Raw genomic sequence first — 12,985 nt, 5'->3', positions numbered from 1 at the left:
CGTCCGCACCGCGGCGGCCGCGCGCGGGCTCAGCGGCGCACCGCGTCCAGCGCCAGCAGCGCCACGTGCAGCGACAGGCAGGACTCGACCTGGTCGAGGTCGACGCCGAGGATCCGCTCCACCTTGTGCAGCCGGTCGTAGAACGAGGGCCGGGACAGGTGCGCCGCGTCCGCGGCGGCCGACTTGTTGCGGCCCTGCTCCAGGTAGATCCGCAGCATCCGCACCAACTGCCCGCCGTGCTCGGCGTCGTAGGCGAGCAGCGGGCCGAGTTCGCGTTCGACGTAGGTCTGCAGCCGCTCGTCGTCGCGCAGCAGGTGCAGCAGACCGCGCAGCCGGACGTCGGGCAGCCGGTAGTACGCGGCGGCGCGCCCGCCGGGGGCGTCGTGCAGGGCGGCGTCGGCGACCTGGGTGGCCTCCAGCAGGGTGCGCCGGGCGTCGCGGACCGAGCCGACCGAGGAGCCCACCGCGATCACCGGGTGCGGCGCCGGCACGGCCGGGTCGCGGCTGGCCTCGGCCAGCAGCTTGCGCAGCGCGGTGGCGAAGGCCTCCAGCGCGGCGTGCTCGTCCTGCTGGGAGCCGAGCGCGATCAGCAGCCCGACCCCCTCGTCGTCGAACGCGCCGACCAGGGCGGACAGCCGGGCGGTGCGGATCGCGGTGGCCGCCAGCTCGGTGAAGTCGCGCAGCCGGGCCTGGGCCTCCAGCGCGGCCGGGATGGGGCCCTGGCGCTGCCGCAGCACCACGCCGACCAGCCGGCGGCCCTCCAGCGGCACGCCCAGCGCCTGCGCGCGCAGCGCGACCTCGGAGACGGTCAGCGCGTGGGTCAGGATGCCGGCCAGCAGGGTGCGGTGGGTCTGCCGCTCCAGGCTCTCCCGGTCGCGCAGCACCAGCCGGTTGAGCGCGAGGGTGGCCGCGCCGCGCTCCAGCAGCATGGTGTGCCGGTGCGGCACCCCCTCGGGCAGCGGGCCCGGGTCGTCGACCAGCACGAGGCGGCCCCAGTCCTGGCCGCGGGCGCCGACCGTGGTGACCAGCCAGCCGCTGCGCGGGTCGTGCCCGGTCCGCCCGCTCGGGCGCACGCCCCGGGAGCGGCGTTCCCAGCCCTCCAGCAGCTCGGCCTCCGGCCGGCCGGCCGGGTCGTGGGCGAGCACCTGGTGCGCGAGGTTCTCCAGCACCACCGGCGCTCCGGCGAGCTGGGCGACCTGGCGGACCACCTCGCCCGGCTCGGCGCCCTCGGTGGCCAGCTCGTTGAAGATCTGGTGCACCGTCTCGGAGGTGCGCAGCTGCTCCAGCTGGGCGTTGACCACCAGGGCGTGGACGGCTTCGGTGACGGCGACGAACCGCAGCTCGCGGCGGAGCACCACCAGCGGCAGCCCGCGCTGCTCGGCGGCGTGCACCAGGGCGCGGGGCAGCGAGTCGAAGTAGCGCCGGCCGAACTCGATGACCAGGCCGGCGACCCCGACCTCGGCCAGCTCCCGGACGTACCGGGCCAGGCCCTCGCGGTCCTCGGGCAGGGCGATGCCGGTGCTGAGCACCAGCTCGCCGCCGCGCAGCACGCCGGCGACGTCGGGCAGTTCGCTGACGTGCACCCAGCGGACCGGGCGTTCCAAGTGTTCCGCGCCGGCCACCACCTGGGGCAGGCCGCGTCGCATCACGTCCAGGTCGAGCACGTGGGCGACGGTGGGGAGCATCGCGGGTCCTCCTGCTGATCAGAGTGTCAGGTAAATCATCCATCGTCGCGACGACTTGTCACCCCGTGGGCGCCTTGCACCCTGTAAGGCGCTCGGCGTCCGGCCTGTCGCAGTGGCCCTTGTCACCCGGTTACCGGAGCAGGCATCGTCAGCGGGTCGGCAGTGGCAGCCTGCGGCCGGGCCGCCGGAATCCGTCGCTCAACCGGACGGCGGCAGCGGAATCCCTTGTAACGATCGGCCGCGGCTGTCAGGATCGCGCAATCCCGGCGATCAGACCTCGCGGGCCGACCGATGCTGCTGGTGCGACTCGACCAGCCGCGCCCGGCGCAGTACCGGGCCGGACCCGTCGGCGCGTGCAGCATGACGGCAGCGGCACCCCCACGCCGCTGCCGTCGAATCATCGGGCACATGGAGGAACAGATGGACCTGACCGACTTCGGTGCGGGCGCGCAGTACATCGCGGGCCGGCTGACCCCGGGCACCGGGGACGAGCCCTTCCAGGTCGTCAACCCGGCCGACGGCAGCGTCGTGCAGGAGGTCCGGCTCGCCTCCACGGCGGACGTGGACACCGCGGTCGCCGCCGCGCGGGCCGCGTTCCCGGAGTGGTCCGGGGCGACCCCCGGCGCGCGCTCCGAGGCGCTGCTGAAGCTGGCCGCGATCCTCGGCGAGCGGGCCGACGAGTTCGCCCGCACGGAGACCGCCCAGACCGGCAAGCCGATCAAGCTCTCCACCGAGTTCGACGTCCCCGGCACGGTCGACAACACGGCGTTCTTCGCCGGCTCCGCCCGCAACCTGGAGGGCAAGGCGGCCGGCGAGTACTCCGGCGACCACACCTCCTACGTCCGCCGCGAGGCGATCGGCGTGGTGGGCTCCATCTCCCCGTGGAACTACCCGCTGCAGATGGCCGCCTGGAAGGTCCTCCCGGCGATCGCGGCCGGCAACACCATCGTGCTCAAGCCCGCCGAGCTGACCCCGCTGACCTCGCTGATGTTCGCCCGCGCCTGCACCGAGGCGGGCATCCCCGACGGCGTGGTCAACGTGGTCACCGGCGCCGGCCGCCCGGCCGGCGAGCACCTGATCTCGCACCCCGACGTCGCGATGGTCTCCTTCACCGGCTCCACCCCGGTCGGCAAGCGGGTCGCCGAGCTGGCCACCGCCACCGTCAAGCGCACCCATCTGGAGCTCGGCGGCAAGGCCCCGTTCGTGGTCTTCGACGACGCCGACCTGGAGGCCGCCGTGCACGGGGCGGTCGCCGCCTCGCTGATCAACAGCGGCCAGGACTGCACCGCCGCCACCCGCGCCTACGTCCAGCGACCGCTGTACGAGGCTTTCGTCGCCGGGGTGGCGGAGCTGTACGCCGCGGTCCGGCTCGGCAGCCCGCTCGACCCGAGCACCGACCTCGGTCCGCTGGTCTCGTACACCCACCGGGACCGGGTGGCCGGCTTCGTCGAGCGCGCCCGCTCCTACGGCGCCACCGTCGTGACCGGCGGGCACGCCCCGCGGACCGGCCACGACGGCACCGACCTGACCCGCGGCGCCTACTACCGGCCGACCCTGATCACCGGCGTCTCGCAGGACAGCGAGGTGGTGCAGGGCGAGATCTTCGGCCCGGTCCTGGTGGTGCTGCCCTTCGACAGCGACGACGAGGGCCTGCGGCTGGCCAACGACACCCCGTACGGCCTGGCGGCCTCGGCGTGGACCACCAACGTGCACCGCTCGCTGCGCGCCACCCGGGAGATCGCGGCCGGGTGCGTCTGGGTCAACGACCACATCCCGATCATCAGCGAGATGCCGCACGGCGGCTACAAGTCCTCCGGCTACGGCAAGGACATGTCGCAGTACTCGCTGGACGAGTACACGCAGGTCAAGCACGTCATGTTCGACACCACGGCGGTCGCCCGCAAGGACTGGCACCGCACGATCTTCGGAGACAGATAACCCCCTGTCGTCTCCCGTCCTCTTCCCCCAGGAGGGTGTCCCCGCATGGAGCTCAACGAGATCACCGGCGGCCTGCCGGAACCGGTCCGCAAGGCCTGGCAGCGCAGCCTGACCAGCGGCCGGGCCGCGCTGTCCCGGCGGGGCCTGCTGCAGGCCTCGCTGGCCGCGGCCGGCGCCGGCACCCTCGCCGCCTGCGGGATCCCGCCGGCCAGGAGCTCCGCCACCGGTGACGCGGTCGCCGCCCCGGACCACTCGGACGAGGAGAAGGTGGTGAACTTCTCCAACTGGCCGCTCTACATCGACGTGGACCCGCAGGACGAGCAGAAGCACGCCACCCTCGACGAGTTCGAGGCCGCCACCGGCATCAAGGTCCGCTACACCGAGGACGTCAACGACAACGTCGAGTTCTTCGGCAAGGTCAAGCCGCAGCTGGCGTCCGGTCAGGACACCGGCCGCGACCTGATGGTGCTCACCGACTGGATGGCGGCCCGGCTGATCCGGCTCGGCTGGGCCCAGCGGCTGAACCCCGCCAACCTCCCGCACGCCGTCACCAACATCGAGGACCGCCTGCGCACGCCGGACTGGGACCCGAACCGGGAGCACTCCTACCCGTGGGCCGGCATCCAGGTCGTGGTGGCCTACAACAAGCAGGCCACCGGCGGGAAGCCGGTCACCAGCGTCACCCAGCTGCTGGACGACCCCGAGCTCAAGGGCCGGGTGACCTTCCTCTCCGAGATGCGCGACACGGTCGGGATGGTGCTGCTGGAGATGGGCAAGGACCCGGCGAACTTCACCGCCGACGACTACGACGCCGCGATCCACCGGCTGCAGAAGGCCGTGGACAGCAAGCAGATCCGCAAGTTCACCGGCAACGACTACGGCCAGGAGCTGTCCTCCGGCGACATCGCGGCCTGCGTCGCCTGGGGCGGCGACCTGATCCAGCTGCGCGCCGACAACCCCGACATCGAGTTCGTCATCCCGGACCACGGCTACGTCGCCTCCACCGACAACCTGCTGATACCCGCCAGGGCCCAGCACAAGAAGAACGCCGAACTGCTGATCGACTTCTACTACCGGCCGAAGACCGCGGCCGCGCTGACGGCCGGCATCGGCTACGTCTCACCGGTCACCGGTGTCCAGGAGGAACTCGCCGCGCTCGACCCGGACACCGCCGCCAACCCGCTGGTGATCCCCACCCCCGAGATGGCCGCCAAGGTGCACGCCTTCCGCAGCCTCACCGAGGCGGAGGAGAGCGACTTCGAGGACAAGTTCTCCAAGTTGATCGGCGCCTGACCCCACTCGGCCCCAGGGCACCCCACGGCATCTGACAGAGGGACACCATGACGGAGCAGCTGCGCGACACCGCGGCCGCCGGCGGAGACGTTCGCCTCACCGGCATCAGCAAGACCTACGGCACCTCCACCGCTGTCCACCCGCTGGACCTCACCGTGCCGCAGGGTTCGTTCTTCGCCTTGCTCGGCGCCTCCGGCTGCGGCAAGACCACCACCCTGCGCATGATCGCCGGCCTGGAGGAGCCCACCGGCGGCACCGTCCTGATCGGCGGCCAGGACGTCACCGCGCTGCCCCCCTACAAGCGCCCGGTGAACACCGTCTTCCAGAGCTACGCGCTCTTCCCGCACCTGGACATCTTCGAGAACGTCGCCTTCGGCCTGCGCCGGCGCGGCCGCAAGGACGTCCGCAAGCAGGTCGAGGAGATGCTGGACCTGGTCGAGCTCGGCCCGCTCGCCCGGCGCAAGCCGCACCAGCTCTCCGGCGGCCAGCAGCAGCGCGTCGCGGTCGCCCGGGCCCTGATCAACCACCCGCAGGTGCTGCTGCTGGACGAGCCGCTCGGCGCCCTCGACCTCAAGCTGCGCCGGCAGATGCAGCTCGAACTCAAGCGGATCCAGACCGAGGTCGGCATCACCTTCGTCCACGTCACCCACGACCAGGAGGAGGCCATGACCATGGCCGACACCATCGCGGTGATGAACGGCGGCCGGATCGAGCAGCTCGGCGCCCCCGCCGACCTGTACGAGAACCCGGCGACCACCTTCGTGGCCAACTTCCTCGGCCAGTCCAACCTGATCCCCGCCGAGGTCACCGGCGGCTCCGGCGACGACCTGCTGCTGAGCGCCTCCGGCGTCCGGCTGGTGCTGCCCAGGGCCCGCTGCGCCGCCGGGGCGACCCGGGTCCACCTCGGGGTGCGCCCCGAGAAGATCACCATCGCGCCCGCCGGCAGCCCGGTCGCCGAGGGCCGCAACCGGATCGCCGGCACGGTGGTCGACTCCAGCTTCATCGGCGTCTCCACCCAGTACGTGGTGCGCGCCGAGACCGGCCAGGAGGTCGCGGTCTTCGAGCAGAACATGGACCGCGACGTGCGGATAGCCGCCGGCGCCCCGGTCGTCCTGCACTGGAACCCGGCCCACTCCTTCGGCATGGACGCCACCCAGGCGATCGACGCCGGCACCGGGGAGGCCGCCGCATGACCACCACCACCGAGGCGGCGCCGCCCCGGACCGTCCCGCTCGCCGCGCCGAAGCGCCCCCGCCGCAAGCTCACCCCGTACTGGCTGCTGCTGCCCGGCATCGCCTGGCTGGTGGTCTTCTTCGCGGTGCCGCTGGTCTACCAGGGCTCCACCTCCCTGCAGACCGGCTCGCTGGAGGACGGCTTCCGGGTCACCTGGCACGTCGCCACCTACTGGGACGCGCTGGTCGAGTACAAGTGGCACTTCGTCCGCTCGTTCTCCTACGCCGCCACCGCGACCGTGCTCTGCCTGGCCGTCGGGTACCCGCTCGCGTACACGATCGCCTTCAGGGCGAGCAAGCGGTGGCGCAACGTCATCCTGATCCTGGTGATCGCGCCGTTCTTCACCAGCTTCCTGATCCGCACGCTGGCCTGGAAGACCATCCTCTCGGACGGCGGCGTGGTGGTCGGCGCGCTCAACACGCTGCACCTGCTGGACATCAGCGACGCGCTCGGTCTGACCTCCGGCCACCGGGTGCTGGCCACCCCGCTCGCCGTGGTCTGCGGACTCACCTACAACTTCCTGCCGTTCATGATCCTCCCGCTCTACACCTCGCTGGAGCGGATCGACCCCCGGCTGCACGAGGCGGCGGGCGACCTGTACGCCCGGCCCTTCACCACCTTCCGCAAGGTCACCTTCCCGATCTCGCTGCCGGGCGTGGTCGCGGGCACCCTGCTCACCTTCATCCCCGCCTCCGGCGACTACATCAACGCCCAGCTGCTCGGCTCGCCGAGCGAGCAGATGGTCGGCAACGGCATCCAGAAGCAGTTCCTGAACGTGCTCGACTACCCGACCGCGGCGGCGCTGAGCTTCATCCTGATGGCCCTGATCCTGGGGATGGTGACGGTCTACATGAAGAAGGCCGGGACGGAGGAGCTGGTCTGATGACCCGAACGATCGGATGGATCCGGCGCAACCTCGTCGTCCTCGCCGGCATCCTCGCCCTCGCCTACCTGGTCCTGCCGAACCTCGTGGTGCTCGCCTTCTCGTTCAACAAGCCCGCGGGCAAGTTCAACTACGAGTGGCAGCAGTTCTCCACCGACGCCTGGACCGACCCCTGCGGCGTCGCCGACATGTGCGGCTCGCTCACCCTCAGCCTGCGGCTCGCCGCACTGGCCACCCTCGGCGCCACCGTACTGGGCACCATGGTCGCGTTCGCGCTGGCCCGCCACCGCTTCCGCGGCCGCTCCGCCACCACCGCGCTGATCTTCCTGCCGATGGCCATGCCCGAGGTCGTGATGGCCGCCTCGCTCGGCACCCTCTTCCTCAACATGCGCATCCCGTTCGGCTTCACCACGATCCTGATCGCGCACATCATGTTCTGCCTCAGCTTCGTGGTGACCGCGGTCAAGGCCCGCGTGATGAGCATGGACCCCCGGCTGGAACAGGCCGCCCAGGACCTCTACGCCACCCCGCTGCAGACCTTCCTCAAGATCACCCTGCCGCTCGCCGCCCCCGGCATCGCGGCCGGCGCGCTGCTCAGCTTCGCGCTGTCCTTCGACGACTTCATCATCACCCAGTTCAACTCGGGGCCGACCACGGTCACCTTCCCGATGTTCGTCTGGGGCGCCTCCCAGCGCGGCATCCCGGTACAGGTCAATGTGATCGGTACCGCGATGTTCCTCGCCGCGGTGGTGCTGACCGTCGTCGGCCAGGCGATCGGCAACCGGCGAAAGGCACGTGCCTGACCCACCGGACGTCAGGCCGTACGACACCACTCGATGACCAGAAAGTAGCTGATAGAGCATGGACTCCGCCCGTGCGCTCAGTGACGCCCAGCCGACCCCCTTCTGGCTGGAGGACCCGGGCCGCCCGCAGGCCCTGCCCGCCCTGGTCGGCGACACCCGGTGCGACCTGCTGGTGGTCGGCGGCGGCTACTCCGGTCTGTGGACCGCCCTGATCGCCAAGGAGCGCGACCCCTCGCTGGACGTCGTCCTGGTCGAGGGCAAGGAGGTCGGCTGGGCCGCCTCCGGCCGCAACGGCGGATTCTGCGCGGCCAGCCTCACCCACGGCTTCGGCAACGGCCTCCAGCGCTGGCCCGGCGAACTCGCCGAGCTCGAGCGCCAGGGCGCCGCCAACCTCCAGGCCATCGAGGACGCGGTCAAGCGCTACGGCATCGACTGCGAATGGGAGCGCACCGGCGAGATCGACGTCGCCACCCAGCCGCACCAGCTCGCCGAACTCCACGAGGTCGCCGAGGCCGTCGCCGAATTCGGCCTGGACGTCACCGTGCTGGACGCCGACGAACTGCGCCGCGAGGTCGACTCACCGACCTTCCTCGGCGGCATCTGGGACAAGGACGGCGTGGCCATGGTCCACCCGGCCAAGCTGGCCTGGGGACTCAAGGCCGCCTGCCTGGCCCAGGGCGTGCGGATCCACGAGCACACCCGCGCCACCGACCTCGCCGAGTACGGCAGCGGCATGGCGGTGCGCACCCCGTACGGCCGGATCTTCGCCCGGCGGGTCGCGCTCGGCACCAACGTGTTCCCCTCGCTGCTCAAGCGGGTGCGCCCGTTCCTCGCCCCGGTGTACGACTACGCGCTGATGACCGAGCCGCTCAGCGCCGAACAGCTCGCCTCGATCGGCTGGGCCCGCCGCCAGGGCCTCGGCGACAGCGCCAACCAGTTCCACTACTTCCGGCTCTCCGCCGACAACCGCATCCTGTGGGGCGGCTACGACGCCATCTACAACTTCGGCGGCAAGGTCCGGGCCGAGTACGACCAGCGGCCGGAGACCTTCCGGACCCTGGCCCGGCACTTCTTCCAGACCTTCCCGCAGCTCGAAGGCGTGCGCTTCACCAACGCCTGGGGCGGTGCGATCGACACCTGCACCCGGTTCTCGGCCTTCTTCGACACCGCCTACCGCGGCAGGGTCGCCTACGCCGCCGGGTTCACCGGCCTCGGGGTCGGGGCCACCCGCTACGGCGCGGAGGTCATGCTCGACCTGCTGGCCGGCGAACTGACCGAGCGCACCTCGCTGGAGATGGTGCGCAGCAAGCCCCTGCCGTTCCCGCCGGAGCCGGTCCGCTGGGCCGGCATCGAGATCACCAAGTGGTCGCTGGACCGCGCCGACCACAACGGGGGCCATCGCAACCTCTGGCTGCGCACCCTCGACCGGCTCGGCCTCGGCTTCGACAGCTGACCCGGCCGGCCGGTCGGCGGTGACCTGCCGACCCGCGCCCGCGGGGCGCACCCACGCCCGGGTGCGCCCCGCAGTGCTTCTCCCGCTCCTTCGGCAGGCCCCTACCCTCCTCACCGCTCCCGCGTTCCGCTCTCCACCCCGCCACCCGTGTAAGAGCGGGCCCGCTCGCCGCTCTCTCTCCCCGATGAGCACCCACCGAGCGGGAGACCCGACCATGGCACCCGGCAACCCCCACGACGCCGCCCTCGACTGGCTGGCCGACGCGGCCCCCGATCCGGCCGGCTGCCGCGACACCTGGGCCCGGGCCGGCTCCGCCGTCCTGCTGCTGCCCGCAGGACAGTCCTGGGACCTGCTCTCCGTCCCGGACGCGCTCGGCCTGCCCGCCCTCGACATCCTGCGCAGGCTGCCCGGCGGCGGCCCGGTCCTCGCCGGCGCCGGACAGGTCGGCTTCCTCACCCCCGTCGGCACCGCCTCCCGCTGGTTCGGCACCGGGGTCAGGGTGGCCGGCGCCGGGCTGTGGGTGGCCGTGCCGCATCCGGGCCGGCGACGGTACGGGCTGCGCTGGCTGGTCCCACCGGACGGCTCCGGCCGACTGGTCGACCCGGTCCTGCTGGAACTCGCCCTGCACGACGCCGCCGCCCGCCGCCACGCCACCGGGTGAGGCACCGACCGGTTGCGGCACCCCGGACGACGTTCCCCACCGGACGAGGCGCCCGGCCGCCGCGACCGCGAGACTGGAGGCATGACCCCGAGCCTGCTCGCCGAGGAGCACCTGCAGCTGCTGGCCACCGCCCAGCCGTACTGCCTGCGGCACGCCCTCGCCCTCGCCGGCACCGAGGCCCTGCGCGCCCACGGCCTGGCCGTCGGCCGCTCGACCGGCCTGGTCCTGATCTCCGCGGAAGGACCACCGCTGGCCGAACTCGCCCGCGGTCTCGCCGAAACCCTGCGCGCCGCCGGCCACCCCGCCCGCGAGGAGGCGGGAACACCCCGCCGGATCCAGCTCACCGGCGTTCCCGTCCCGGTCGAACTGCGCCGCGAACCGCTGCGCCACCCGCCCCTGCTGCTGGAGGCGCCCGTCCCGGTCATCGCGCTGACCGACGCCGCCGGCCTCGCCGTCCTGGAACTCTGCGACCGGGCCCTGCCCGCCGACCTGGTGGCCGTGCACGCCCTCACCGACCACTTCCGCGAGGGCGAGCTGCTCGCCCTCGCCGCCGCACTGGACGAGGACTTCCAGCCCACCGTGCTGGCCGACCGGCTGGAGGGCGCCGCCGAACTCGCCGGACCCGCCCGCGCCGGCCTGCAGGCCTGGGCCCAGAACTGGGCGCAGGACCTGCGCCTGGACCAGCTGGAGACCCTCGCCCTCCCCGACGGCCTGCACGACCCCTACTTGGAGGAGAGCGACCCTCCGGAGGGCGAACCGGACGGAGGGTGAACCGGACGGCGCTGCGCCCGACGACCTGTAAGGGTGAATCTCGCATCCCCGTCAGGCTGCTCGTTGAGACCGGCGAGCCCGGTCACCAGACTGGAGCTTGAGCGCGGGAGCCCCGTGTTCCCGCCACCCGGGCGCTCGCCCGGGAGGCGCCGGCACGGTACCGGCGGCGCTGCGCCGTACGGACTTCGGAGGCAGAAGACCTTGAGCAAGCACATCACCCACTGGATCGGCGGCGCTCCCGTCGCCACCGCCGGCTCCGCGCCCCGGCGCGGCGACATCTTCGACCCGGCCACCGGGCAGGTCTCCGGCCAGGTCGACTTCGCGGAGATCGCCGAGGTCGACCAGGCGGTCGCCGCGGCCTCCGCCGCCTTCGCCGAGTGGCGTACCGCCTCGGTGGCCAAGCGGACCCAGGTGCTCTTCAACTTCCGTGAGCTGTTCAACGCCCGCAAGGACGAGCTGGCCGCGATCATCGTCTCCGAGCACGGCAAGGTGCACTCGGACGCGCTCGGCGAGCTGGCCCGCGGCCAGGAGGTCGTCGAGTACGCCTGCGGGATCCCGCAGCTGGTCAAGGGCGGCTTCACCGAGCAGGCGTCCACCGGCATCGACGTCTACTCGATCCGCCAGGCGCTCGGCCCGGTCGCCATCATCTCGCCGTTCAACTTCCCGGCCATGGTGCCGATGTGGTTCTTCCCGATCGCCATCGCGGCCGGCAACTCGGTCGTCCTGAAGCCCTCCGAGAAGGACCCGTCGGCGGCCAACTTCATGGCGGAGCTGTGGAAGGAGGCCGGCCTGCCGGACGGCGTCTTCAACGTCGTCCACGGTGACAAGGTGGCGGTCGACCGCCTGCTCGAGCACCCCGACATCAAGTCGGTCAGCTTCGTGGGCTCCACCCCGATCGCCCGCTACGTCTACGAGACCGGCACCCGGTACGGCAAGCGCGTGCAGGCCCTCGGCGGCGCCAAGAACCACATGCTGGTGCTCCCGGACGCGGACCTCGACCTCAGCGCGGACGCCGCCATCAACGCCGGCTTCGGCGCGGCCGGCGAGCGCTGCATGGCGGTCTCCGTCCTGGTCGCGGTCGACCCGATCGGCGACGAGCTGGTCGAGAAGATCAAGTCGCGGATGGCCACCCTGAAGGTCGGCCCCGGCTGCAACGGCGACTCCGAGATGGGTCCGCTGGTCACCGGCCAGCACCGCGACAAGGTCACCTCGTACGTGGAGTCCGGTGTCGCCGACGGCGCCGAGCTCTCCGTGGACGGCCGCAAGCACGCGATCGCCGGCGAGGACACCTCGGGCGCCCCGACCACCGACGGCTTCTGGCTCGGCCCGACCCTGTTCGACCACGTCAAGCCCGGCATGTCCGTCTACAACGACGAGATCTTCGGCCCGGTGCTCTCGGTGGTCCGGGTCGCCTCCTACGAGGAGGGCGTGGAGCTCATCAACTCCAACCCCTACGGCAACGGCACCGCGATCTTCACCAACGACGGTGGCGCCGCCCGGCGCTTCCAGAACGAGATCGAGGTCGGGATGGTCGGCATCAACGTGCCGATCCCGGTCCCCGTGGCCTACTACTCCTTCGGCGGCTGGAAGGCCTCGCTGTTCGGCGACGCCCACGCCTACGGCCCCGACGGCGTCCAGTTCTTCACCCGCGGCAAGGTGGTCACCCAGCGCTGGCTGGACCCGTCGCACGGCGGCATCAACCTGGGCTTCCCGACCAACTCCTGAATCCGGCTCCCCGAGCCCGGCCGGCCGCCGATCCGATCGGCGGCCGGCCCGCACCACCGAGGGCCGCCCGGCCCGCCCACCGTCCCCCGCGGTGCGGCCCGCCGGGCGGCCCTCGGCCGTTCGGGTCGGCGGACGTTTGCATCGACCGCGGAGCGAGGGTAGTGTTCCCTAGTCGCTCGGCTGGGAGCACCGGACACGTGTCTACGCGGACGGTCCCGGAGCGGCCAATCCCTTGAAACACCACTTCCCATTCACTCGGATGCGTTCTGTCGCGTCCTGGTGTGAATTGCTGTGCGCGCTTTTCGGGATTGCGGCCGGATTCGCCTTTCGAGGTGGGGATCGGCTAAGGTTTGAAACGTCGGACAGGCCGTCAGGTCGGGCCGGCGGAAGGCGAGTTGGACGAAGAAGCCCGGAAACGGGGCGGAAAACGTCTGATAAGCTGGATACACGAAGGACCGGCCAGTCGGTGAGTGAAACTCCGGAAAACGGAGCGGAAAACATCTGCTAGGCTGGGAACACGAAAGAACGAAGCGCCCGGAG

Annotated in this window: 10 protein-coding genes; 9 read left to right on the top strand and 1 reads right to left on the bottom strand. The window is 71.9% G+C overall.

Annotated features, from left to right (window positions below; translation table 11 throughout):
• Positions 1 to 29 precede the first annotated feature (29 nt).
• Entirely contained in the window at positions 30 to 1,685 is a 1,656-nt protein-coding gene (locus ABT014_RS27790; RefSeq protein ID WP_350641952.1) for a PucR family transcriptional regulator, read from the bottom strand.
• A gap of 408 nt (positions 1,686 to 2,093) precedes the next feature.
• Between ABT014_RS27790 and ABT014_RS27785 the strand changes: the two genes are divergently transcribed.
• The 9 genes from ABT014_RS27785 to ABT014_RS27745 all read left to right on the top strand — a co-directional run bounded on the left by ABT014_RS27785 (position 2,094) and on the right by ABT014_RS27745 (position 12,445).
• Positions 2,094 to 3,623, top strand: coding sequence for a gamma-aminobutyraldehyde dehydrogenase (locus tag ABT014_RS27785; protein WP_350641951.1), 1,530 nt, complete (start codon positions 2,094 to 2,096; stop codon positions 3,621 to 3,623).
• A gap of 45 nt (positions 3,624 to 3,668) precedes the next feature.
• Complete coding sequence (locus ABT014_RS27780; RefSeq protein ID WP_350641950.1) at positions 3,669 to 4,916, top strand: polyamine ABC transporter substrate-binding protein; 1,248 nt, start codon at positions 3,669 to 3,671, stop codon at positions 4,914 to 4,916.
• Positions 4,917 to 4,963: 47 nt separating this feature from the next.
• Positions 4,964 to 6,109, top strand: a complete 1,146-nt coding sequence (locus tag ABT014_RS27775; RefSeq protein ID WP_350641949.1) for an ABC transporter ATP-binding protein — start codon at positions 4,964 to 4,966, stop codon at positions 6,107 to 6,109.
• Complete coding sequence (locus tag ABT014_RS27770; RefSeq protein WP_350641948.1) at positions 6,106 to 7,032, top strand: ABC transporter permease; 927 nt, start codon at positions 6,106 to 6,108, stop codon at positions 7,030 to 7,032. Before ABT014_RS27775 ends, ABT014_RS27770 begins: the two co-directional genes overlap by 4 nt.
• The gene (locus ABT014_RS27765) at positions 7,032 to 7,835 is read left to right on the top strand and encodes an ABC transporter permease (protein ID WP_350641947.1); all 804 of its coding nucleotides are present in this window, start codon (positions 7,032 to 7,034) and stop codon (positions 7,833 to 7,835) included. Before ABT014_RS27770 ends, ABT014_RS27765 begins: the two co-directional genes overlap by 1 nt.
• Before the next feature lie 58 nt (positions 7,836 to 7,893).
• Positions 7,894 to 9,288, top strand: a complete 1,395-nt coding sequence (locus ABT014_RS27760) for an NAD(P)/FAD-dependent oxidoreductase (RefSeq protein ID WP_350641946.1) — start codon at positions 7,894 to 7,896, stop codon at positions 9,286 to 9,288.
• Between the two features lie 214 nt (positions 9,289 to 9,502).
• Positions 9,503 to 9,949 (top strand): hypothetical protein, encoded by a 447-nt coding sequence (locus ABT014_RS27755; RefSeq protein ID WP_350641945.1) that lies wholly within the window; start codon positions 9,503 to 9,505, stop codon positions 9,947 to 9,949.
• Positions 9,950 to 10,030: 81 nt separating this feature from the next.
• Entirely contained in the window at positions 10,031 to 10,720 is a 690-nt protein-coding gene (locus ABT014_RS27750) for a hypothetical protein (protein WP_350641944.1), read from the top strand.
• 201 nt (positions 10,721 to 10,921) lie between these two features.
• A complete protein-coding gene (locus ABT014_RS27745; RefSeq protein WP_350641943.1) occupies positions 10,922 to 12,445 on the top strand; it encodes a CoA-acylating methylmalonate-semialdehyde dehydrogenase in 1,524 nt (507 codons plus the stop codon).
• Positions 12,446 to 12,985: the final 540 nt, after the last annotated feature.

This window comes from Kitasatospora sp. NPDC094015 (genome assembly GCF_040304075.1).
GTDB lineage: Bacteria > Actinomycetota > Actinomycetes > Streptomycetales > Streptomycetaceae > Kitasatospora.
Note: the sequence above shows the minus strand (reverse complement) of the source record. Positions and strands in the feature narration are given on the sequence as shown.